Raw genomic sequence first — 21,492 nt, forward strand, 5'->3', positions numbered from 1 at the left:
CGCTCTAACATATTGAGTCTGCACATTCTCCCTGTCGAAAAGCGGAATCGATTTTCGACAGGGAGAATGTGCGAGAGTGAGGGACAGCAATTCGATTGCCTGCTGTCCCTCCGACAAGAAACGAATGTTCACCGCTTATGTTCCAGAGCGGCGTCCTTCGACCTTATTCAGGCCCCTATTCGGGCATCGCCCAGCACTGAAAAACAGAGGATGTGCCGGCTGCCGGAATTTTTGTACGAGGCATTTCGTCATTGGCCGCCCGCCGTGCCGTTTTTTGTCCGGCAAGGGAGCGTTTTACCTGTTCGACATAAAAGGAATGCGGCAGTTCGCGATCACCCGTGGCGCGCATTTCCGCTGCCAGGCGGTCGATCAATTCCGGGGTATCGATGGATTGTGGCGCTCCCTCGGGGGAAGCAGAGATAGGCATGCTGTTCGAAGTAATCATGACGATAGCTCCTCCAGTACGTCTGCGGGGAGGAGACTATCATTGCCTTGATTTTTCCATAAGTCCTAATTTGCGCTATTTGCGACAAATTGGCTGATGAGCGTCAAATTTGCGTGAGGTTTTTTAAGGCCAGCGCACCACCGGCGGCAGCGAGGAGAGAATCGATTCGACGTTGCCGCCGGTCTTGAGGCCGAAGATCGTGCCGCGATCGTAAAGCAGGTTGAATTCCACATAGCGGCCGCGGCGGATGAGCTGTTCGTCGCGGTCCTCTTCCGTCCAGTTCTGGTTGAAATTGGCGCGGACGATTTTCGGATAGACCAGATTAAAGGCGCGGCCGACATCCTGCACGAAGGCGAAATTGGCGTCCCAGCCGCCATTTTCCTCCTGCGGGTGCAGCCAGTCGAAAAAGATGCCGCCGATGCCGCGGGCTTCGTTACGGTGCTTGAGGAAGAAATACTCGTCGCACCACGTCTTGTAGCGCGGATAATCGGCAACCGGATGGCGGTTGCAGGTGATTTCGAAGGCACGATGGAAAAGCTGGCTGTCCGGGTCTTCCTGCGTCCGTCTGCGCCCCAGCACCGGCGTCAGATCCGCGCCGCCGCCGAACCAGTGGCTGGTGGTGACGACCATGCGGGTATTCATGTGCACCGCCGGCACATTGGGGTTGACGGGATGGGCGATGAGCGAGAGGCCCGACGCCCAGAAACGCGGGTCTTCTTCCGCACCCGGTATCTGCTTGCGGAATTCCGGCGAGAATTCGCCATAGACGGTGGAGGTGTGGACGCCGACCTTTTCGAAGACGCGGCCTTCCATCATCGACATCTTGCCGCCGCCGCCCTCGCCATTGTCGCGCAGCCAGTCTTTCTGGACAAAACGGCCGGGCTCCTGGTCGGAAAGAGGGCCGGTCAGGTCGTTTTCGAGGGTCTCGAAGGAGTTAACGATGGTGTCGCGCAGATGCTGGAACCAGGCTTGGGCAAGGGCCTTCTTGTCCTCGATGTCGTCGGGCAAGCCCTTCGGCAAGATTGGCCGTTCCATGCGTATTCTCCTTAGGTGAAGTCGATTCCCTGTCGCGTCTAGCAGGTGCAGGCCCCGCGCACAAATTCGACTCGCCAAGTTCACATGCGGGCACTATCTTTATCGATGTAGGTGCCAGAGGTGAATATCATGACGAAATTTACCGGACCGCCGCCCCTCGACGGGCTGAAGCGCAGGATCGCCAATCACCGCAAGGCGCGTGAAGGCTCGGGCGACGACAAGACGCGCAATGGCATGTTCGTGCGGCAGACCTTCTGTCTCGGACGCGAGGAAGCCCGCGCCAAGGCGCGCGAATGGTTCGACAGCTTTCCGAAAGCGGCCTACTGGACGGAAGTGGAAAGCTGGCGGCAACTGGAAGGCGACCGCATCGAATTCACCATGCGGCGGCTTCCTTCGGCCGATTGAAGTTTAGAGCGTTTTCGCATTTCCCCGGAAATGCTTTCAGGCGCGGGGCTCGGCATAACGCAGTCGGCTTTCGATCAGCACACCGCTTTCATCCAGAATGGGATGCGCCACCGTGACGATATGGGCGTTGATGCGTTTAAGGTCGCGCAGCATGTCGAGATGCAGAGAGCTGGTCTGCATGCTTTCCGCCAGCCCGTCGCGCAGCCGCTCCAGATGGCGGTTGGAGGACTGTTTTTCGAGCCGGCGTATATCAACCTTGCTTTCCATCAGCCGGCGGGCGAGTTCGAAATCGCCGGTCACCAGAATGCTCTGGGCGGCGCGCAGGTTCTCGATGGTCATGTCGAACAGGGTTTTCAGCTCCTCATAACCGTCGTCGGAAAACTTGAAGCTGTTCAGCACCTTCTTGCGGATCTGCTCGCAGATGCCCTTTTCGATGATATCGCCGATATGTTCGAGGTTGATCGCGTAATCGATGATGGCGATCGAACGGCGGGCTTCTTCGTCGGAAAGCCCCTTGCGTCCCAGTTGCGACAGATAGACCTTCACCTCCTGCTGGCGGCGGTCGACCTTCTTTTCGAGCAGGGAAACCTCCTGAAGCGGTGCGAGATCATTGTGCTTGAAGGCGTTTTCAGCGCGGATCAGCATGCGCTCGATGCTGTCGCCGACACCCAGCACTTCGCGGGTGGCGTTGGCAAGCGCCACGACCGGCATGTCCAGCGCCTGCTGGTCAAGGAAATTCGGGCCGTCTTCGGCTTTCGGATCGCCTGGCACCAGCCTTGCCATCAGGTCTGACAGCAGGCCGGAGAAGGGCCAGGCCAGCGCCGCCAGAATGACGTTGAAGATCAGATGGGCGTCGACTGGCAATTTTGCCGGCGAAAGCGGCAATTGCTGCAGGAATTCCGCGCCATAGGAGGCGAGCGGCAGGGCGATGAGGCACCCAATGGTGCGCACCAGAAGGTTGCCCATGGTGATGCGCCGCGCCGAGGCAGGGCCGGAAAGCGTGGCGATCACCGGCGGAATGGCGCCGCCGAGATTGGCGCCGAGAATGAGCACGATGATGAGGCCGGTGGAAAGCGTGCCGGTGGCGGCGAGCGACAGGATAAGCACCACGACGGCAAGGCTGGAAGACGAAACGAAGGCGAGCACGGCGGAAAAGATCAGCGCGACGGGCCATGCCCCGTCAAGCAGGCCGATAAAGACGCCGAGAGCCGGCGAGGCGCGCATCGGTTCTGTCGCGCCGCTCAACAGATGCAGCGACAGAAGCATGAGGCCGATGCCGATCAGCGCCGTTCCGCCGCCCTGCCGGGCATTGGAGCTGCCCTTTTTCAAAATAATGCCGGCAAGGATCAGCAGCGGCGACAGCCATTCCACCCCGGCTGCCACGATCCATGCGGTCACGGCGGTGCCGACATTGGCGCCAAGCAGCACCACCTGCGCCATGCGTGGCCTGATGAGGTCTCGTTCAGCAAAGGAGGCGACGGTGAGCGCCGTCGCCGTCGAGCTTTGCAGCGCGACGGTGGCGAAGAAGCCGGAAAAGAACGAACGCGGGCCGTTCTGGGTGCCGGTCGCCAGCACGCTTCGCAGTTTCATGCCGAAGGCACGGGTGACCCCGTCCTTTACCTGGGCAAGGCCGAAGAGCAGCAGCGCGACTGCGCCGAGAAGGTTGACGATGACAATGGTGGATTGCATGCGACGTCTCCTCACACCCGCCGGCGGATGGTTCCGGCGAGCACGATTTTTATTGTCCGGCTAATCAGTATAGGAGCCTCGATGCCCTCGGTACAGGCCGGGTTGCGACAGTTTTGAAGTAAAAACGGTCAAATTTTGTATTTGCCCGAAAAATTGGCGTTAAAAATGACGCCTATGCCCATGCCACCTGACGCAAAGCCTCGCCGGCGATCATCGCCGCCGACATGGCGACGTTGATGGAGCGCTGTCCCGCCACCATGGGGATGATGATTCGCACCTCTGCCTTCTCATGCACATGGTCTGGTACGCCCGCACTTTCGCGGCCGAAAAGCAGGATGTCATCCGTGCGGTAGGCGATCTTCGTATAGGGAAGGGCGGCTTTGGTGGAGGCGAGAACCAGACGGCGGCCGGTGGTTGCCCGCCATTCCTCGAAACGGTCCCAGCTGACATGGCGCGTCAGCGCCGCCGCTGCGATATAATCCATGCCCGCCCGTTTCAGGTTGCGGTCGGAAATATCGAAACCGGCCGGCTCGATGATGTCGACGCCGAGGCCGAGACAGGCGGCCAGCCGCAGGATGGTGCCGGTGTTGCCGGGAATATCGGGCTGGTAAAGGGCGATCCTTATTTCGGGCATGGTATCGGGCATGGACGTCTCACTACGGTTGGCGTGCCCGTCCGATTATCACGGGCAGGGGCCGGGCGACAGCTATGCCGCGAAAAGTCCCCTTGAAGCGTCGTTCCCGGCTGGATGTTCATTCGCGTGACACACAGGGCGGCTACCCGCGGCCGAATAGGGCGACGTGCGCATCGTTTAACGGGCGGAGACCTCGCGGGGTCATCTCCGCCCGTTCGCCTTTGGGCGGCACCTGCATGTTTTCTCGCGTATTCGGTGTCTTTCCGACTGGTCATTGACTAAATTTTGCGCTACAAGGCCATATCTTCAACACCAGCCAAGGGAGGTTCTCATGCCAAATGACATTCGCATCCGCCTCCCGGCCCCAGTCGTGCCGCTGCTGGCTTAGGTGTTATTCCGCGGTTCGCCCGCGTTTCCCATTTTTCGATTCGTCATGTGGCTGTCACGGCCATATCCAAATACTTTTCCGTTCCGTCGTGAGCCATATTTGTGTCCGCTCACCGTGTCACGATGGAGCGATTGATTGCCGGAGCTTGGCCTATGTTTGGCTGGTTTGAAAAACGCCTCGATCCTTTTCCCTCTTCGGCGCCCTCCGTGCCGCCAAAGAAGCTTTTGCCGTTCCTGTGGCACTATGTGAAGCCCGCATGGCCATGGCTCCTGCTGCTCGGCCTGATGTCCATGGGCATCGCGATTGCGGAAGCCATGCTCTACAAATTCCTTGGCAATATCGTCGACTGGCTGTCCACGGCCAACCGCGAGACATTTTTTGCCGATGAGGGCTGGCATCTGATCGGCATGGCGGCGCTGGTGCTCTTCGTGCTGCCGCTGATGGGCGCGATCCACACCATGACGATGCACCAGACGCTTGCCGGCAATTTCGGCATGATTGCGCGCTGGAAGATGCACCGTTTCCTGCTGCGCCATTCCATGAACTTCTTCGCCAACGAGTTTGCCGGCCGCGTTTCCACCAAGGTGATGCAGACGGCGCTGGCGATCCGCGAAGTGGCGCTGAAGGTGATCGACGTCTTCGTCTATGCGATCAGCTTCGTCGTCTCGATGCTGTTCATGGTCGCGGCGGCGGACTGGCGGCTGGTTATTCCGCTGCTGGTCTGGCTCGGTATCTATATGGCCATCCTCGCTTATTTCGTGCCCAAGCTCGGCCGGCTGGCGCAGGAACAGGCGGATGCGCGCTCGATGATGACGGGCCGGATCGTCGACAGTTACACCAACATCTCGACGATCAAGCTGTTTTCCCATGCGGGGCGCGAGGAAAGATATGCGCGTGAGGGCATGAATGTGTTTCTCGGAACCGTTCACCGCCAGATGCGCAAGATTTCCGGCTTCAACATCCTGATTGACCTCAACAACGCCCTGGTGCTGTTTTCCACGGCGGCGCTCGGTCTTTATTTCTGGATGCAGGGTTCGGTCACGGCCGGTTCGGTCGCAATCGCCATCAGCCTTGCCATGCGCGTCAACGGCATGTCGCAGTGGATCATGTGGGAGGTCACCTCGCTGTTCGAAAATATCGGCACGGTCTATGACGGCATGTCGATGATGACGAAGCCGCACGATATCGTCGACGTTCCGAAGGCGCCTCAGCTTGCCGCACCGCAGGGCGCGATCCGTTATGACAATGTCCGTTTCCACTACGGCAAGAACAAGGGCGTGATCGACGGGCTGACGCTCGACATAAAACCGGGCGAAAAGGTCGGTCTGGTCGGGCGTTCGGGTGCGGGCAAGACGACGCTGATGAACCTGCTTCTGCGTTTTTACGATCTGGAAGCGGGCAGGATCACCATCGACGGGCAGGACATCTCCAAGGTGTCGCAGGACAGCCTGCGCGAGCTGATCGGCGTCGTGACGCAGGATACTTCGCTGCTGCACCGGTCGATCCGCGACAATATCGCTTATGGTCACCCCGAAGCTACGGACGAGCAGGTGATCGCGGCGGCGAAGCGGGCGAATGCCTGGGACTTCATCGAAACGCTTGTCGACATGCATGGCCGTCAGGGCCTCGATGCGCAGGTGGGCGAACGCGGCGTGAAGCTCTCCGGCGGCCAGCGCCAGCGTATCGCAATCGCCCGCGTCTTCCTCAAGAACGCGCCGATTCTGGTGCTGGACGAGGCGACTTCCGCGCTCGACTCCGAAGTCGAGGCGGCGATCCAGGAAAACCTGTTCTCGCTGATGGAAGGCAAGACGGTAATCGCGATTGCCCACCGCCTGTCGACACTGACCGAAATGGACCGGCTCATCATTCTCGAGAAGGGCCGGATCGTGGAGGCGGGCAGCCATGCGGAACTGGTGGCGATGGGCGGTATCTATGCCGACCTGTGGCGGCGCCAGTCCGGCGGCTTCATCGCCGACCATGAGGCGGAAGTGGCCGCAGAGTAAGGAAAAGCGAGAGGGCGGCAAGCATGGTTTCCCGCCCTCTCGCCTATGATATGTGTGCCAACCTCTCTTCCGTCATGCCGGACTAGATCCGGCATCCAGCCACGGCGCGTCCGCGCCGTGAGAGGCGTCTTTTGCGATCAAGGACTTGATCGCGCTGGACCCCGGATCAAGTCCGGGGTGACGGTGTGAGGATGCAACCGATGCGCAAAATATCGCTGGGTCGATTTAAGGGCGGGGAACATTCCCCGCCCTTCTTCATTCCCCGAATGTTACCGAAATATAATCTCTTCCCGAAGCCTTCGCGGCTGTTCCCGCTCCGGGAATCCGCCTATATCCGGATCATGGTTATTACCCGCATCTTCGAGTTTTTCGAGAACTGGATAAAGCCCTTCGCCCGCAAGGACGATTTGCGGCCGCCTGAAAGCACGTTCGCCTTTATCTGGTTCTACATCTCGCAGGCCAAGGCGCCGTTTTTAGCCATGCTGGTGCTGGGCGGGCTGACGGCGGCCATCGAGGCGGCGCTGTTCTGGTTCGTCGGGCGGCTGGTGGATATTCTCTCTACCGTGAAGCCGGAAGAGGGCTGGGCGGGGCTGCTTGCGGCCCATGGCGGCGAGCTGGTGGGCATGCTGGTGCTGATCGGCGTGGTGCGTTTTATCGTCACCATGGTAACGGCGCTGGTGGATCAGCAGATCATCACGCCCGGTTTTTACAATCTGGTGCGCTGGCAATCCTATATGCATGTGGCGCGGCAATCGCTGACCTTCTTCCAGAACGATTTTTCCGGCCGCATCGTCACCAAGGTCTGGTCGGGTGGGCAGGCAGCGGGCGATCTCGTCACCTCGCTGATGGAAAGCGTGTGGTTCGTCGGCATTTATTCCGTTTCCATGCTGTTCCTGATTGGCGGGCTGGACTGGCGGCTTGCGGTCGTCGTCGTCGTCTGGGTGGGGATATTCTCGCTGCTGGCGCGCTATTTCGTGCCACGTATCCGCTACCATTCCAAGGAAACGGCGGAAGCCGCCTCAATGCTCTCCGGCCGCATGGTGGATGCCTACAGCAATATCCAGACGCTCCGGCTGTTCGGGCGAGATGATGCCAATGACCGCTACATGCGGCAGGGTTTCGACATTTTCCAGCATGCGACCATGACATTCACCCGGTTCATCACCGGCGTGCGCGCCTCCATGGCGCTGTTGTCCGGCGTGATGATCACGTCCATGGCGGCGCTCTGCATCGATCTGTGGCTTTCCGGCAAGATCAGTTCCGGTGCGGTGGCCTTCACGCTGGCGCTGGTGCTGCGTCTCAACTTCCTGCTCGGCCGGCTGATGACGCAGTTCAACGGCATTATGCGCAATTTCGGCACGGTGCAGAATGCCGCCGAACTGATTTCGCAGCCGATCGGTCTCGTCGATGCGCCGGAGGCGACGGCGCTGGAGGTGAAGAAGCCGGGCATCCGTTTCGAAAATGTCAGCTTCCATTACGGGCGCGCGAACGGCGTCATCGACCATCTCAATCTCGAAATCAGAGCGGGCGAGAAGGTAGGCATCGTCGGACGCTCCGGGGCGGGAAAATCCACCCTCGTCAATCTGCTCCTGCGTTTTTACGATGTCGAAAAAGGCCGCATCCTGATCGACGGGAAGGATATCGCCAGGGTGACGCAGGAATCGCTGCGCGCCCATATCGGCATGGTCACGCAGGATACGTCGCTGCTGCATCGCTCCATTCGCGACAATATCCTGTTCGGCCGCACCGACGCCACCGAAGCGCAATTGCAGGAGGCGACGCGGCGAGCCAAGGCGGATGATTTCATCGCCAGGCTCGAGGATCAGCGCGGTCGCAAGGGGTTCGACGCGCATGTGGGCGAACGCGGCGTGAAATTGTCCGGCGGCCAGCGCCAGCGCATCGCAATCGCCCGCGTGATGCTGAAGGACGCACCGATCCTGGTGCTCGATGAGGCGACGTCGGCGCTCGATTCGGAGGTGGAGGCGGCGATCCAGAGCAATCTGGATGAGTTGATGCAGGGCAAGACAGTGCTGGCCATCGCCCACCGCCTGTCGACGATTGCCGCTCTCGACCGGCTGATCGTGATGGACCAGGGGCGCATCGTCGAACAGGGCAGCCATTCCGATCTGGTCATGCAGGGCGGACTTTATTCGGAACTCTGGGCGCGGCAGTCGGGCGGTTTTCTTGCAGCGGACGAAGCGGCGCAATAAGGCCTTCGGCTATTTCCCGATCATGAAATCCGCCAACAGGCCGTAATGATTGGAACCGAGGCTGTCGGGCAGGCGGGTGGTTTTCATCAGCGTCGCCGGTTCGCGGGCGAAGACGTGGTCGATGGCGATGCCGAAGCGGCCGGCCTCTGTCGGCCATGTGGCGGGTTCGAAGGTCGCTTTTTTTAGATCGTTGGCGGCGAGGAAAGCGCGCATGTCAGGGGCGATGCTGGCCGAATTGAAATCTCCGGCCAGAATGAGCGGCCCGGTGACGCGAAAGAGAATTTCACTGACTTCATCGAGTTCGTCGCGATGATAATCGTCGAAATAGGGCTTGGTGATATGCCCGGCGGCGAGCGTCAGTTCCGTGCCGTCAAGATCGATATGGGCTATGGCGAACCGATCCCGCCGAAGATCGCTGAGACTATGGAAACGGCCTTCCAGCAACGGTCTTTTTGACAGGATCACCAGATCGCATCCGGGCGTTCCGGTGTAACAGCCAAGCCTGTGCGGATAGGTTTGCTGCAGTCGTGGCAGGGCCGATTTCAGCGCCGCCGCCTCGAAGAGATAGATGGCATCCGCACCCGATTCGAGAATCGTGTCGGCAATTGCATCCGCATTGGTGGCATTGTCCATCAGCACGTTGAAGGACAGCAGCCGGAAGGGTTTGGCGCCCGGCGCCGGGTTGGCGGATGAGGAAAATTCCAGAAGCATGGCAATGGCATGGATGGCGAGCGCAAGCGACCAGACGAGGAGGAGCGCGGAAACCGCGTCGCGCGTCAGCCAGAAAACGAGGCATGAAAGCAGGATACAGACGATGGCGATGTGTAGCTGGAAACTGGTGACGAAGGCGAGAAGCCAGAAATCCGTCACATAACGCAGGCTGGCGACGAAAAGAACGGCAGCCACTGCCGTGGAGACCATGCAAGAGAGCTTCGCCGTCATCCGAATCCCTGCTTTCCGCGCTCTCCCTTGAAGTCTCCTAACATGGTGCATGGATGCGCACAATGTTGCCCGCCTGCCAAGGACGGCGAAAAAATGCGAGCCAAATCGGCCCCCTCCGGCAGAATTACGGCAGCTTTGTGTGCTTTGCTCTTGCCAAGTCAGTCAATATTTTGCGATCAAACACATGACGCGGTTTCTCAAATGCCGCGAGAATGACCAGGACGATGGGACGGAGTTTGTCTTGGATCAAATCATAGCGGGAGGACTCATGCGATTTACGGCAAAAACAGCGCAGAGGATGGTGTAGCGGTGAGCGAGCACGTAACCAATCACGACGCTTCGGGTGAACCGACCCGTCGCGATTTTCTTTACCTAGTGACGGGAATGGCGGGCGCTGTCGGTGCCGCCGCCGTCGCATGGCCCTTTATCGACCAGATGCGTCCCGATGCATCGACGCTGGCGCTCGCCTCCATCGAGGTGGATGTCACGGCCGTCGAGCCGGGCATGTCGCTTACCGTGAAGTGGCGCGGCAAGCCGATTTTCATCCGCAACCGCACGGAGAAGGAAATCGAGGAAGCCAAGGCCGTCGCTCTCGGCGATCTGAAGGATCCTGTGGCGCGCAATGCCAACATCGCCGCCGACGCGCAGGCGACGGATATCGACCGCTCCGCTGGCGAGGGCAAGGAAAACTGGATCGTCATGGTCGGTTCCTGCACCCATCTCGGTTGCGTTCCGCTCGGCCAGGCCGGCGATTTCGGCGGGTGGTTCTGTCCCTGCCATGGCTCGCACTACGATACGGCGGGCCGCATACGTAAGGGTCCGGCGCCGGAAAACCTCGCCATCCCGACATTTGCATTCACATCCGATACCGTGATCAAGATCGGATAAGGGGACAGATATTCATGAGTGGTCATTCCAGTTATCAGCCGTCCACCGGCATCGAAAGGTGGATCGATTCGCGGCTTCCCTTGCCGCGCATGATCTATGACAGCTTCGTTGCCTATCCTGTCCCACGTAACCTGAACTACGCCTACACCTTTGGCGCGATGCTTTCCGTCATGCTGCTGGTGCAAATCCTCACCGGCGTCGTGCTGGCCATGCATTATGCGGCCGAAACGACGGTCGCCTTCAATTCCGTCGAAAAGATCATGCGCGACGTCAACCATGGCTGGCTGCTGCGCTACATGCATGCCAATGGTGCGTCGTTCTTCTTCATCGCGGTTTACCTGCATATCGCCCGCGGCCTTTATTACGGCTCCTACAAGGCGCCGCGCGAAATCCTCTGGATTCTCGGCTGCGTGATCTTCCTGCTGATGATGGCGACGGGCTTCATGGGCTACGTTCTGCCCTGGGGCCAAATGTCCTTCTGGGGCGCAACCGTCATCACCGGCTTCTTCACCGCGTTCCCCGCCATCGGCGAATGGATCCAGCAGTTCCTGCTCGGCGGCTTTGCCGTTGATCAGCCGACCCTGAACCGCTTTTTCGCGCTTCATTATCTGCTGCCCTTCATGATCGCAGGCGTCGTGATCCTGCACATCTGGGCGCTGCATGTGACCGGCCAGACCAACCCGACCGGTGTTGAAGTGAAGAGCAAGACCGACACCGTTCCCTTCACACCCTATGCGACGCTGAAGGATGCGCTCGGTGTTTCCGTGTTCCTGATCGGTTATGCCTGGTTCGTGTTCTACATGCCGAACTTCCTTGGCCACCCCGACAACTACATCATGGCCGACCCGCTGAAGACGCCGGCGCATATCGTTCCGGAATGGTACTTCCTGCCGTTCTACGCCATGCTGCGCGCCATCACCTTCAACATCTGGATCATCGATTCCAAGCTGGGCGGCGTTCTCGTGATGTTCGGCGCGATCGTCGTGCTGTTCTTCCTGCCCTGGCTCGATACGTCGAAGGTGCGTTCCGCCGTCTATCGTCCCTGGTACAAGATGTTCTTCTGGCTGTTCGTGGTCAATGCCATCATGCTCGGCTGGCTGGGTTCACGCCCGGCGGAAGGAACTGGCCTGCTCGGCCTGCTCACCGGCGAGCTGAAAGGCAATTATGTCGGCTATTCGCAGCTCGGCACGCTTTATTACTTCGGTTTCTTCCTCGTCATCATGCCGATCCTCGGTCTGGTCGAAACGCCCCGGCGTATTCCGAATTCGATTACCGAGGCCGTTCTCGAAAAGAACGCCGCCAAGACAGGTGCCGCATCTGCGGCTGCCGAAGTCTGAGCGCGAAGGAAGGATGACGACAATGAAGACGCTTCTCACGAGCATCGCGCTTTTCGCCGCCATTGGCTGTTCCGCCGCCGCTTTTGCGGCGGAGGAGAGCCATGATCTCGCCGCCCAGGCCACGCATGCGATCGCCGGCAATCACTTCCCGGTCATCAAGCCCGAGGAGCAGAGCTGGTCCTTTGCCGGACCCTTCGGCAAATACGACAAGGGCCAGCTGCAACGCGGCCTGAAGGTCTATAAGGAAGTCTGCTCCGCCTGCCATTCCATGAGCCTCGTTTCCTTCCGCACGCTGGAGGATCTCGGCTATTCGGAGGAGCAGGTGAAGGCTTTCGCCGCGGAATATGAGGTACAGGACGGGCCGAACGCCGATGGTGAAATGTACAATCGCAAGGCCGTGCCTTCCGATCATTTCCCTTCGCCTTTCCCCAACCATGAGGCGGCCGCTGCCGCCAACGGCGGAGCGGCCCCGCCCGACATGTCGCTGCTCGCCAAGGCGCGTGGCGTGGAGCGCGGTTTTCCGCAATTCATCATCGACATGATCCCGATCGTCGGTGGTTACCAGGAGGGCGGCCCGGATTATATCCATGCGCTGCTGACCGGATATCAGGATCCGCCGGCTGGCATAAAAAACCCGGATGGTTCGGAGTACAAGGTGTCGGAAGGCACGCACTTCAATCCGTACTTCGTCAGCGCCACTTCCTTAAAGATGGCGCCGCCGATCAGTGCCGATCAGGTGACCTATGATGACGGCGCGCCGCAGACCGTGGACCAATATTCCAAGGACGTTGCTGCGTTCCTGATGTGGGCGGCAGAACCGCATCTGGAAGAGCGCAAGCGCACCGGCTTCATGGTCATGGTGTTCCTGTTCATCTTCACGGCGCTGATCTATCTCACCAAGAAATCGGTCTACGCCAACAAGGAACATTGATCGGCATCCAGAAGATGCCCGTCAGCCATTGGCCCCCACGGTCTTCCGTGGGGGCCTTTTCATGTGCCGGGAGGGATGGTGGAAATGACGACAATTCGTAACGGCGGCTGCCTGTGCGGCTCCATCCGCTTTGAAGCGAAGGGCGAGCCAGGTAATCCACACACTTGCTCCTGCGATATCTGCCAGCGGCATTCCGGTGCGCCCAGCCTTGCCTGGGTGGAGTTCGAGAAGGATGCGGTGACATGGACGGGAGAGGGCGGCGCGCCTTCGACTTTCCGATCCTCCGATTACTCCAGCCGGGCCTTCTGCCCGATCTGCGGCAGCACGCTTGGCGCCATCGACGACGCGCCGACGGTTGCGCTGGTCTTTGGAAGTTTCGATGACAGGGACGATGAGGCGCTGCGGCCCCTGTCGCATTCCTTCGAGGATGTCTGCCCGGTCTGGGCGCGGATCGAGGGAATGTCGCCGGCGGAATGAGCGCCGGCCCTTTTTAGTTGGTCCGCAGCCGTCAAGTTGATAGGGTGGTCCGAACCTTCTGATCCATTTCCCTTATCTCAACTGGAAATACCATGACCGTTATCGCTTCGGAGCTTTCCGCTGCCATCCGTTCCATTCCCGACTATCCGAAGCCGGGCATCATCTTCCGAGATATCACGACACTGCTCGGCAACCCCCGCGCTTTTCGCCGTGCCGTGGACGAACTCGTGCAGCCCTATGCTGGAACGAAGATCGACAAGATCGCCGGCATGGAAGCACGCGGCTTCATTCTGGGCGGTGCGGTGGCGCATCAGCTATCTGCCGGTTTCGTGCCGATCCGCAAGAAGGGCAAGCTGCCGCACACCACCGTCCGTGTCGCCTACAGCCTTGAATACGGCGTCGACGAAATGGAAATGCATGTGGATGCGGTCCAGCCGGGCGAAAAGGTCATTCTGGTCGATGATCTGATCGCCACCGGCGGCACTGCCGAAGGTGCGGTCAAGCTGCTGCGGCAGATGGGTGCGGAAATCGTTTCCGCCTGTTTCGTTATCGACCTGCCCGATCTCGGTGGCCGCAAGAAGCTGGAAGACCTCGGTGTCGAGGTGCGCACGCTGGTGGAATTTTCCGGCCACTGAGATGGTAACGGGGCAATGGTGACGCTATTGCCCCGACGCTTTGCTATTCGAATTCCAGAACCCCACTCTGGAAGGTCAGCACCGTTTCTCCCGACTGGTTGACGCCCTCGTTGAATGTGGTGTTCAGCCAGACGCCGGCTCTGGATTCCAGCGCTCGGGTGTCGAGCAGGGTCACGAAATAGGTGACATCGTCTCCGGCAAAGACGGGCTTTTTCCATTTGAGTTCGCGAAAACCGGGGGAGGGGCCGAGTTTGGGCGGCTCAAGGCCCCGTAGCTTCAACCTTTTTACCTCTTTGGCCCAGTGAGAGAGGAAGCATTTCATCCAGCCTGCGCCGGTGTGCCAGCCGGAAGCGCAGAGAGCGCCGAAAACGCTGTTCTTTGCGGCTTCCGCGTCGAGATGAAAGGGCTGCGGATCGAAATCGCGCGCGAAACGGATGATGTCTTCGGCGGAAAAATGCAGCGTGTCGAGGGTGACGCGTTCGCCGATGGGAGAAAGTTCTGCCAGTTTCATGCTGCAACGCCTCCATTGCCGCGCATCAGGAACATCACGGTGTTTTCCCCGTGCGACACCAGAACGCCGTGCTGGTTATAAAGCTCGTGGCGTAATTTCACGAGGCCGATGCCGGGGCGCGACGCGGAGGGCCGCTGTTCCAGCACGATGGATTTTCCGACAAGCGTATCGCCCGCCAGAACCGGCTTTTTCCAGTCGACGAAATCGATGCCGGGGCTGCCCTGCGAGGTCGAGTTCGAGATGTAGCTGTCCGCCATCATCCGCATCAGCAGGCTGCAGGTGTGCCAGCCGGAAGCCGCCAGGCCGCCGAGAATGCTCTGGCGGCCAGCCTCTTCGGAAAGATGCATCGGCTGTGGGTCGAATTCGCTGGCGAAGGCGATGATCTGCTCTGCGGAGATCGATTGCGGGCCCAAAGGAAATTCCCGACCGACGGAAAAATCCTCATAGGCATATGTCGCGACCGGCGTCATGGTTTCCTCCCTTCGCACAGTCAATATCGACGGCATCTAAAATGATTTTTCCCTTTACGTAAAGGTCAAATCGAGGATGCAATGCAGAGGAATGGGGCGAGCGGGGAGCCACGTGTTTCTTCTCCCCGAGGGGGAGAAGGTCGCGGCAGCGGGATGAGGGGGCGAGGGTAGAGATAAACCCAGAGCTAGCCCCCTCATCCGACCCTTCGGGCCACCTTCTCCCCGGCGGGGAGAAGAAACCGTGCCGCAATGTTCGGCTACCCCTCTCAGCGACCCTATCGAGGTCGCCAAAGGCCGGATCAGGTATTGAAGCGGAAGTGGATGACGTCGCCGTCCTGAACCACATATTCCTTGCCTTCGTCGCGAGCCTTGCCGGCTTCCTTCGCGCCGACTTCGCCCTTGAAGGCGACATAGTCGTTGTAAGCGATGGTGTTGGCACGGATGAAGCCGCGTTCGAAATCGGAGTGGATGACGCCGGCGGCCTGCGGGGCCTTGGTGCCGCGCTCGATGGTCCAGGCGCGGCATTCCTTCGGGCCGACGGTGAAATAGGTGATGAGATCGAGCAGCTTGTAGCCGGCGCGGATCAGGCGGTCGAGGCCTGCTTCCTCGAGCCCGAGGGCGGAGAGGAATTCCTTCGCCTCTTCATCGGGAAGCTGTGCGACTTCGGATTCGATCGCCGCGGAGATGACGACGGATTCCGCACCCTGGGCGTTCGCCATTTCGGCAACGGCCTTGGTATGTTCGTTGCCGTCGACGGCGTCGCCTTCGGCGACGTTGCAGACGTAGAGGACCGGATGCGCGGTCAGGAGGTTGAGGCCCTGAAGGATGCGCAGTTCTTCGGCATCCAGCGTGGAGAGCAGGGTGCGGACCGGCTTGCCTTCGTTCAGGAGCTTCAGCGAGGCTTCCATCAGCGGCAACTGCGCCAGCGATTCCTTATCCTTGCCGGTGGCGCGCTTGCGGGTCTGTTCCGTGCGGCGCTCAAGGCTTTCGAGATCGGAAAGCATCAGCTCGGTCTCGATGGTTTCGGCATCGGCCACGGGGTTGATGCGGCCTTCGACGTGGGTGATGTCGTCATCTTCGAAGCAGCGCAGAACGTGAACCACGGCGTCCACTTCGCGGATATTGGCGAGGAACTGGTTGCCGAGGCCTTCGCCCTTCGATGCGCCGCGCACCAGGCCGGCAATATCCACGAAGGAGATGCGGGTGGGGATGATTTCCTTCGAGCCGGCAATGTCGGCGAGGATTTTCATGCGCGCATCCGGAACCGCCACTTCGCCGGTGTTCGGCTCGATGGTGCAGAAGGGATAGTTGGCCGCCTGCGCCGCTGCCGTTTTCGTCAGCGCGTTGAAGAGAGTGGACTTGCCGACATTTGGCAATCCAACGATACCGCATTTGAAGCCCATGGCTTGAAACCTGTCCGTTTGAAAGAATTCGTTGAGGAGCCTTTTGCGGAAAGGGCAGGGCAAGGTCAAGCCCGCGGGCCGATTTGTGCGGGCAAAGCCCCTTTAATGGTGCTGAATTTCGGGCAGGGTTGCCGATGCTGCGGTTGCGGCGCAATATAAGCCGGTCAAGCGATCGATCTTTCGTCATCAACGGGGTTTTCCCATGAACTACCGCGATGAGCGACAGGCACGAGCGACCATGATGAGTGACAGTCCTGTCGATCTCAAGCCGAAACCGAAAGTCAAACCGAAGCTGGAGCGGCCGAAGCTCTACAAGGTCATTCTGCTGAATGACGACTATACGCCGCGTGAGTTCGTTACGATGGTGTTGAAAGCCGTCTTCCGCATGAGCGAGGAAACCGGCCACCGGGTGATGATGACGGCGCACCGCTTCGGCAGCGCGGTCGTCGTTGTCTGCGAGCGCGATATTGCCGAGACCAAGGCCAAGGAAGCGACCGATCTCGGCAAGGAAGCGGGTTTTCCGCTGATGTTCACCACCGAGCCGGAGGAGTAAGCGTTAATCCTGCCGGATCTGAAAGCCCGTCTTGTTCTGCACGAAACCGCAGCTTTCATAAAAGGCGTGGACCTCCGGGCGTTGTCGCCCGGTCAGTAGCATCACCTTGTAGCAGTTCGCCGCAAAAGCCGCCTCGACGGCATGGCGCACCACCGCGCGGCCATATCCGCGGCCGCGACGGTTTTCCAGCGTCACCACGTTTTCGATAAGGGCATAGGGGCGGGCGGCGCGCGTCAGGTTCGGAACGATCTGTAGCGTGGCGGTGGCGACCGCTTCTTCGCCTTCGGTCGCAAGAAACACGGTCAGGCCCGGCTGGGCGAGCATGGCTGCGAAAGCCGTGTTCGCTTCTTCTGCCATCATTTCAGGGTCGGACGGATTGAGCGCCCGGTAAAGGTGAAGCAATCCGGCCAGGTCGCCGGCTCCGGCTGCCCGCAGGACGATGGGCTCGGAAGACATCCGCGATCTAGTCCTTCTTGCTGAACATGCGTTTCAGCATTTCGGCCATCGGGCCGGTTTCCGGCAGCTTTTTCGGCTGGGCGCTGTTGCGTGCCTGATGGATATGGGACTGTGCGGCGGGTTTGGCTGCCTTGGCCGGCTTTTCGGCTTCCGGGTTGGTGCCCGCGGTGAGCGCCAGCTTGTTCATCAGCTGCGAATCCTCGGCTTTCACCAGCATGGCGGCATTGTCGGCAATGGCGTCCAGAAGCGGATCGAGCCAGACCCGGTCTGCCTTGGCGAAATCGCCGAGCACGTGGCCGTGCACCCGCTCCTTGTCACCGGGATGGCCGATGCCGAGACGCAGGCGGCGATAGTCCTTGCCGCAATGGGCGTCGAGCGATTTCAGGCCGTTGTGACCGCCATGGCCGCCGCCGATCTTGATGCGGGCGCGGCCGGCCGGCAAATCCAGTTCGTCGTGGATGGCGATGATGTCTGCCGGCGCAAGCTTGAAGAAGCGCATGGCTTCGCCGACGGACTCACCCGAAAGGTTCATATAGGTCAGCGGCTTCATCAGCAGGACCTTTTCGCCGCCGATCTCGCCTTCGGAAATCTCCGCCTTGAATTTTCTCGACCAGGGCGCAAAGGACGGCAGGCGCTGCAGCGCATCGACGGCCATGAAGCCGATATTGTGACGGTTTCCCGCATATTGCGCGCCGGGATTACCAAGTCCTGCGATGATCTTCATGGGGCATGTCCGCGTTTTGCCTGATGATGCTGTTGTCACCACCCCGAAAACCGCCGGCTGTCAATCTTTTTATGGAGTTTCGGATGGGCTCAGGGGCTGACGAGATTGTAGCGGTCGAATATTCGCTGCTGCGTTCCATCGGCGATCAGCCTGTCCAGCCGGGCCTGTAATTTCGCGATGACCTCGTCGGGCACGCTTTTGTTGCAGGCAAGCCCAAGCTGCTGCCGCGAGAGAGTTATCACTTCGCTGAACGTGTCGGCGGGCAGGCTTTTGAAGGTGCTTTCAGACATGGGCATCAGGTCGATGCGGCCGGCCTTGAGCTTGTGAAGCGTGATCTCGAAATCTGCGCCGACATCCACCTGCGGGAAACCGAGCTTTTCCAGAAGCGCTTCGGTGTAATCTCCACGCTGGGTTCCCACCCGATATTTCTTGGCTTCCTCAAGGCTGGAGGCTTCGATATTCGCGTTGCGGCGCGCCACGAGAATGTTGCGGTCGATATGGATCGGCGTGACCCATTTGAACTGTTTTTCCCGCTCCGGTGTTCTCGCGGCGGCGAAGACGCAGTGCATGGCCTGCGTTCTGGCCAGTGCGATCGCCCGCGCCCAGGGCATGACGGCGACCTCGTAACTGGTGCCGGTGTCTTCGAGCACGGTTCTGAGCTGTTCGAAATAGACACCCCGCACGCTGCCGTCGCTGGCCTGCAGATTATAGGGCGGATAGACCTCGGTGGTCAGGAAGAGCTTGGCCGCGCTGGCCGGAGCGGCGAGTGCAAGAAAGATCAGGCAAAAGCGGATCAATCCCATGGCTGCCCCCTGCCGGTTCATGCTTGCCGCGCAGCGGCGCGGTTTTGCCCGGACGCCGTGTCGAGTGAGGAGATAAGCCTTTCGACCGGCTGCGGACGCGCGAAGAAATAACCCTGCCCGAAATCCGCGCCTATATCGCTTAGAAGCGCCTTCTGTTCTTCCGTCTCGACGCCCTCGGCAATGACGGCGCAGTTCATCTTGTGCGAGATGGCCGCGATGCCTTCGACCAGCATGCGATTGCGCTGCCTGATGTCCATCCTATCGTCGCAGATCGAGCGGGTGAAGGACTGGTCGATCTTGACGATATCGACCGGAAAACGGCTGAGATAGCTAAGCGAGGAATAACCCGTGCCGAAATCATCCAGCGCGATGCGGCAGCCGAGCTGGTGGATGGCATTGAGGATCGCCCGGACCTGCGGATCGTCCTTCATGATAACGGCTTCGGTGATCTCGATGACCAGCCGTCTGGGAAGAATGCCATGGCGGTGCAGAACGCCGGCGATGCGCGTCGGCAATCCCGGTTCGAATTGCAGGGGCGAGAAATTCACCGCCACATAGGTCTGTTCCATGCCCGGCAGGCGCGACAGCCGGGCGAGATTGGCGATCGACTGATCGAGAATGACATTGCCGATGCGGTGGATAGTGCCGTTTTCTTCCGCAAGGCTGACGATTGTGGCCGGGGAAAGCAGGCCCTTGTCCGGGTGGTTGAGACGCAGCAGCGCCTCGAAACCCGCCGTCTGGCCGGTGGCGAGGTCTTGAATCGGCTGGAAATAGGCCTCGAACCAGTCTTCGGAAAGCGCCTGCGCGATATCCCGTTCCAGCTCCGCATGTTCGCGCGCACGGTCCATGATCGAACTGTCGAAAACCTGCGAGCCGTTCTTGCCCGTGCGCTTGCGGGTATACATGGCCATGTCGGCATTCTGCAAAAGCTCGGAGGCGCTGGCGGCGTGCAGGGGATAGACCGCCATGCCGATGCTGGCGCTGAGGCGGATGCTGTTGCTTTCGATGTCGAAGGGCGTGTCGAGCATGGCGCAGATGCGCTCGCAGAATTGCAGGGCGCGCTCTTCCACCTTGTCACCGGCCAGAAGGATGGCGAATTCGTCGCCGCCCAGCCGCGATGCGCTGTCCAGCGGTGTCAGCAGCGGTTCGAGCTTCAACGTGAACTGTTTGAGAACGGCGTCGCCCGCAGCATGGCCGAGATTGTCGTTGATCGCCTTGAACCGGTCGAGGTCGATGAACAGACAGGCCAGCTCGCTGCCGTTGCGGTCCGCATCGCGGATTTGCAGGTCGAGAATGGCCTCGAAGCCCTGGCGGTTGAAAAGGCCGGTCAGGTGGTCGGAAATGGCCTGCTGGCGGTTGCGCTTTTCCGACTGGCGCAGTTCGGTCACGTCCGTCATGACGCAGAGGCAGGTGCTCTGATGGGCCGCATCGCCGGAATCAAGGGCCTTTTCGAGGATGAGCGCATCCATGACGCTGCCATCCATACAATGGAAGCGGACCGTAATGCCGCTATGTGAGGCATCGGGCAGGGGATGAGCCGTCTTGCGCTGCTGGAACAGAAGCCGGTCATCGGGATGGATGAGGTCGGCGAAATTCAGGCCGAGTATCCGGGTGCGGTCGTAACCGGTCGCCTGCACCCAATAGTCACTGACGGCGGCAATGCGGTCGTGCCTGTCGAGCGAAAACAGCATGGCGGGCGTGCGGTTGTAGATTTCCGTCTTGCGCTCATGCGCATTCTTGATCTCCAGCTCTTCCTTTTCGAGCTGGGTCTGCATTTCGTTGAAGCTTTTCGCCAGCCGGCCGATTTCGTCCTTCGAGCGCCAGTCGACGTGGTGGCGCGAGCCGAGACGCCGCGTCGCCTCGATGGCGGCCGCGAGCCGCATCAGCGGGCGGATGACCATGAAACGGTTGCCGGCGATGGCGGCAAGAACGATGGTGAGGACGGCGAGTATGAAAATCGTGATGAAGGCCAGTTCGGTGCGGCTCAAAGAGGTCAGAAGGCTGACATTGTCGTAATAGATCGTCAGTTGCCCGACCGTGACGGAGCCCTTCGTGGTCTTGTAGGTCACTTCGCGCGTCGTCGAGGCGGCATCCTGAATGATGTCGCTGCCGGCCGTCTGGACGATATCGAGCTGGCCGGAGGTATCCCTGACCTCGACCATCCTGATCACGGGGTCGGAAATGAGGGTGCCGGTAATCTGGTTTATGGTGTCGTCATCAAGGTCCCACAGGGGCCGGGCAAGCGCCTGCGCATTGGTCGACAGCAGAATCTCAAGGTGGTTACGCTGGCTGCGAATGGCTTCGTGGTAGGAGAGCGTCAGCAAAAGCGTGAAGAGCGGGGCGACCACTGTAAGAAGTGCGCCGGAAACAATCGCGATAAAGCGACTTTCGACGGAATGAGCCATGTTCGATTGCAGCTACCCTTTGCCCCAGACTTGCTGCGCCCGTTTCCTCCGCCCGGAGGGTTTTGCGAGGGTTTTCGGCAAAAGCCTGTTTTCCCACGCATTTCCTCAGCCCGGCCGGTGTTCCGCGACAGCGCGAGGGTATCGTTTC

Annotated in this window: 21 protein-coding genes; 9 read left to right on the forward strand and 12 right to left on the reverse strand. The window is 60.1% G+C overall.

The annotated features are described in order from the left end of the window. Positions 1 to 175 precede the first annotated feature (175 nt). On the reverse strand, positions 176 to 445 hold the full coding sequence (locus ACQZ40_RS10475; protein WP_078051779.1) for a hypothetical protein: 270 nt from the start codon (positions 443 to 445) through the stop codon (positions 176 to 178). Between the two features lie 123 nt (positions 446 to 568). Next, complete coding sequence (hemF, locus tag ACQZ40_RS10480) at positions 569 to 1,480, reverse strand: oxygen-dependent coproporphyrinogen oxidase (protein WP_059757389.1); 912 nt, start codon at positions 1,478 to 1,480, stop codon at positions 569 to 571. 129 nt (positions 1,481 to 1,609) lie between these two features. Between hemF and ACQZ40_RS10485 the strand changes: the two genes are divergently transcribed. After that, a complete protein-coding gene (locus ACQZ40_RS10485) occupies positions 1,610 to 1,885 on the forward strand; it encodes a hypothetical protein (protein WP_003523094.1) in 276 nt (91 codons plus the stop codon). Between the two features lie 36 nt (positions 1,886 to 1,921). Here the strand turns inward: ACQZ40_RS10485 and ACQZ40_RS10490 are convergent, their stop codons facing one another. Both ACQZ40_RS10490 and ACQZ40_RS10495 read right to left on the reverse strand, forming a co-directional pair. Continuing rightward, positions 1,922 to 3,574, reverse strand: coding sequence for a Na/Pi cotransporter family protein (locus tag ACQZ40_RS10490; RefSeq protein WP_020808607.1), 1,653 nt, complete (start codon positions 3,572 to 3,574; stop codon positions 1,922 to 1,924). 172 nt (positions 3,575 to 3,746) lie between these two features. After that, positions 3,747 to 4,220, reverse strand: a complete 474-nt coding sequence (locus ACQZ40_RS10495) for a tRNA (cytidine(34)-2'-O)-methyltransferase (RefSeq protein WP_442866777.1) — start codon at positions 4,218 to 4,220, stop codon at positions 3,747 to 3,749. Positions 4,221 to 4,748: 528 nt separating this feature from the next. On the opposite strand from ACQZ40_RS10495, the gene ACQZ40_RS10500 reads away from it, so the two are divergent. Together ACQZ40_RS10500 and ACQZ40_RS10505 are read left to right on the forward strand one after the other, a co-directional pair. Further along, positions 4,749 to 6,599 (forward strand): ABC transporter ATP-binding protein, encoded by a 1,851-nt coding sequence (locus ACQZ40_RS10500; protein WP_448747906.1) that lies wholly within the window; start codon positions 4,749 to 4,751, stop codon positions 6,597 to 6,599. Between the two features lie 200 nt (positions 6,600 to 6,799). After that, complete coding sequence (locus ACQZ40_RS10505; RefSeq protein WP_423753213.1) at positions 6,800 to 8,809, forward strand: ABC transporter ATP-binding protein; 2,010 nt, start codon at positions 6,800 to 6,802, stop codon at positions 8,807 to 8,809. A gap of 9 nt (positions 8,810 to 8,818) precedes the next feature. Here the strand turns inward: ACQZ40_RS10505 and ACQZ40_RS10510 are convergent, their stop codons facing one another. Beyond that, a complete protein-coding gene (locus tag ACQZ40_RS10510; protein ID WP_448747907.1) occupies positions 8,819 to 9,751 on the reverse strand; it encodes an endonuclease/exonuclease/phosphatase family protein in 933 nt (310 codons plus the stop codon). A 309-nt stretch (positions 9,752 to 10,060) separates the two neighbouring features. Here ACQZ40_RS10510 and petA point away from each other — a divergent pair, with 309 nt between their 5' ends. The 5 genes from petA to ACQZ40_RS10535 all read left to right on the forward strand — a co-directional run bounded on the left by petA (position 10,061) and on the right by ACQZ40_RS10535 (position 14,019). Then, complete coding sequence (gene petA, locus ACQZ40_RS10515) at positions 10,061 to 10,639, forward strand: ubiquinol-cytochrome c reductase iron-sulfur subunit (protein WP_065655706.1); 579 nt, start codon at positions 10,061 to 10,063, stop codon at positions 10,637 to 10,639. A gap of 14 nt (positions 10,640 to 10,653) precedes the next feature. Beyond that, entirely contained in the window at positions 10,654 to 11,976 is a 1,323-nt protein-coding gene (locus ACQZ40_RS10520) for a cytochrome b (protein ID WP_065655707.1), read from the forward strand. Between the two features lie 22 nt (positions 11,977 to 11,998). Then, positions 11,999 to 12,907, forward strand: a complete 909-nt coding sequence (locus ACQZ40_RS10525) for a cytochrome c1 (protein ID WP_104679553.1) — start codon at positions 11,999 to 12,001, stop codon at positions 12,905 to 12,907. Between the two features lie 84 nt (positions 12,908 to 12,991). After that, on the forward strand, positions 12,992 to 13,384 hold the full coding sequence (locus ACQZ40_RS10530; protein ID WP_078051948.1) for a GFA family protein: 393 nt from the start codon (positions 12,992 to 12,994) through the stop codon (positions 13,382 to 13,384). A gap of 92 nt (positions 13,385 to 13,476) precedes the next feature. Beyond that, positions 13,477 to 14,019 (forward strand): adenine phosphoribosyltransferase, encoded by a 543-nt coding sequence (locus ACQZ40_RS10535; protein WP_003494623.1) that lies wholly within the window; start codon positions 13,477 to 13,479, stop codon positions 14,017 to 14,019. Between the two features lie 43 nt (positions 14,020 to 14,062). Here the strand turns inward: ACQZ40_RS10535 and ACQZ40_RS10540 are convergent, their stop codons facing one another. From ACQZ40_RS10540 to ychF, 3 genes are all read right to left on the reverse strand, one after another. Then, positions 14,063 to 14,530, reverse strand: coding sequence for a MaoC family dehydratase (locus ACQZ40_RS10540; protein WP_104679552.1), 468 nt, complete (start codon positions 14,528 to 14,530; stop codon positions 14,063 to 14,065). Beyond that, positions 14,527 to 15,000, reverse strand: a complete 474-nt coding sequence (locus tag ACQZ40_RS10545; protein ID WP_104679551.1) for a MaoC family dehydratase — start codon at positions 14,998 to 15,000, stop codon at positions 14,527 to 14,529. The genes ACQZ40_RS10540 and ACQZ40_RS10545 overlap by 4 nt, the downstream gene beginning before the upstream one ends. A gap of 299 nt (positions 15,001 to 15,299) precedes the next feature. Then, positions 15,300 to 16,403, reverse strand: a complete 1,104-nt coding sequence (gene ychF / locus ACQZ40_RS10550) for a redox-regulated ATPase YchF (RefSeq protein ID WP_271045370.1) — start codon at positions 16,401 to 16,403, stop codon at positions 15,300 to 15,302. Between the two features lie 241 nt (positions 16,404 to 16,644). Here ychF and clpS point away from each other — a divergent pair, with 241 nt between their 5' ends. Further along, a complete protein-coding gene (gene clpS / locus ACQZ40_RS10555) occupies positions 16,645 to 16,956 on the forward strand; it encodes an ATP-dependent Clp protease adapter ClpS (protein WP_065655944.1) in 312 nt (103 codons plus the stop codon). 3 nt (positions 16,957 to 16,959) lie between these two features. On the opposite strand, the gene ACQZ40_RS10560 is transcribed toward clpS, so the two are convergent. From ACQZ40_RS10560 to ACQZ40_RS10575, 4 genes are all read right to left on the reverse strand, one after another. After that, positions 16,960 to 17,412, reverse strand: a complete 453-nt coding sequence (locus tag ACQZ40_RS10560) for a GNAT family N-acetyltransferase (RefSeq protein WP_065655712.1) — start codon at positions 17,410 to 17,412, stop codon at positions 16,960 to 16,962. A 7-nt stretch (positions 17,413 to 17,419) separates the two neighbouring features. Then, on the reverse strand, positions 17,420 to 18,136 hold the full coding sequence (pth, locus tag ACQZ40_RS10565) for an aminoacyl-tRNA hydrolase (RefSeq protein ID WP_271045371.1): 717 nt from the start codon (positions 18,134 to 18,136) through the stop codon (positions 17,420 to 17,422). A gap of 89 nt (positions 18,137 to 18,225) precedes the next feature. Continuing rightward, complete coding sequence (locus ACQZ40_RS10570; protein WP_125145538.1) at positions 18,226 to 18,939, reverse strand: substrate-binding periplasmic protein; 714 nt, start codon at positions 18,937 to 18,939, stop codon at positions 18,226 to 18,228. 17 nt (positions 18,940 to 18,956) lie between these two features. Continuing rightward, positions 18,957 to 21,344, reverse strand: a complete 2,388-nt coding sequence (locus tag ACQZ40_RS10575) for a putative bifunctional diguanylate cyclase/phosphodiesterase (protein WP_448747908.1) — start codon at positions 21,342 to 21,344, stop codon at positions 18,957 to 18,959. Positions 21,345 to 21,492: the final 148 nt, after the last annotated feature.

The organism is Agrobacterium sp. 16-172Ci, assembly GCF_053522725.1.

Coding starts and splice junctions, on each gene's coding strand:
- ACQZ40_RS10475 (WP_078051779.1), bottom strand. CDS start 445: ATGATTACTTCGAACAGCATGCCTATCTCTGCTTCCCCCGAGGGAGCG.
- hemF (WP_059757389.1), bottom strand. CDS start 1,480: ATGGAACGGCCAATCTTGCCGAAGGGCTTGCCCGACGACATCGAGGAC.
- ACQZ40_RS10485 (WP_003523094.1), top strand. CDS start 1,610: ATGACGAAATTTACCGGACCGCCGCCCCTCGACGGGCTGAAGCGCAGG.
- ACQZ40_RS10490 (WP_020808607.1), bottom strand. CDS start 3,574: ATGCAATCCACCATTGTCATCGTCAACCTTCTCGGCGCAGTCGCGCTG.
- ACQZ40_RS10495 (WP_442866777.1), bottom strand. CDS start 4,220: ATGCCCGATACCATGCCCGAAATAAGGATCGCCCTTTACCAGCCCGAT.
- ACQZ40_RS10500 (WP_448747906.1), top strand. CDS start 4,749: ATGTTTGGCTGGTTTGAAAAACGCCTCGATCCTTTTCCCTCTTCGGCG.
- ACQZ40_RS10505 (WP_423753213.1), top strand. CDS start 6,800: ATGCGCAAAATATCGCTGGGTCGATTTAAGGGCGGGGAACATTCCCCG.
- ACQZ40_RS10510 (WP_448747907.1), bottom strand. CDS start 9,751: ATGACGGCGAAGCTCTCTTGCATGGTCTCCACGGCAGTGGCTGCCGTT.
- ACQZ40_RS10520 (WP_065655707.1), top strand. CDS start 10,654: ATGAGTGGTCATTCCAGTTATCAGCCGTCCACCGGCATCGAAAGGTGG.
- ACQZ40_RS10525 (WP_104679553.1), top strand. CDS start 11,999: ATGAAGACGCTTCTCACGAGCATCGCGCTTTTCGCCGCCATTGGCTGT.
- ACQZ40_RS10530 (WP_078051948.1), top strand. CDS start 12,992: ATGACGACAATTCGTAACGGCGGCTGCCTGTGCGGCTCCATCCGCTTT.
- ACQZ40_RS10535 (WP_003494623.1), top strand. CDS start 13,477: ATGACCGTTATCGCTTCGGAGCTTTCCGCTGCCATCCGTTCCATTCCC.
- ACQZ40_RS10540 (WP_104679552.1), bottom strand. CDS start 14,530: ATGAAACTGGCAGAACTTTCTCCCATCGGCGAACGCGTCACCCTCGAC.
- ACQZ40_RS10545 (WP_104679551.1), bottom strand. CDS start 15,000: ATGACGCCGGTCGCGACATATGCCTATGAGGATTTTTCCGTCGGTCGG.
- ychF (WP_271045370.1), bottom strand. CDS start 16,403: ATGGGCTTCAAATGCGGTATCGTTGGATTGCCAAATGTCGGCAAGTCC.
- clpS (WP_065655944.1), top strand. CDS start 16,645: ATGAGTGACAGTCCTGTCGATCTCAAGCCGAAACCGAAAGTCAAACCG.
- ACQZ40_RS10560 (WP_065655712.1), bottom strand. CDS start 17,412: ATGTCTTCCGAGCCCATCGTCCTGCGGGCAGCCGGAGCCGGCGACCTG.
- pth (WP_271045371.1), bottom strand. CDS start 18,136: ATGAAGATCATCGCAGGACTTGGTAATCCCGGCGCGCAATATGCGGGA.
- ACQZ40_RS10570 (WP_125145538.1), bottom strand. CDS start 18,939: ATGGGATTGATCCGCTTTTGCCTGATCTTTCTTGCACTCGCCGCTCCG.
- ACQZ40_RS10575 (WP_448747908.1), bottom strand. CDS start 21,344: ATGGCTCATTCCGTCGAAAGTCGCTTTATCGCGATTGTTTCCGGCGCA.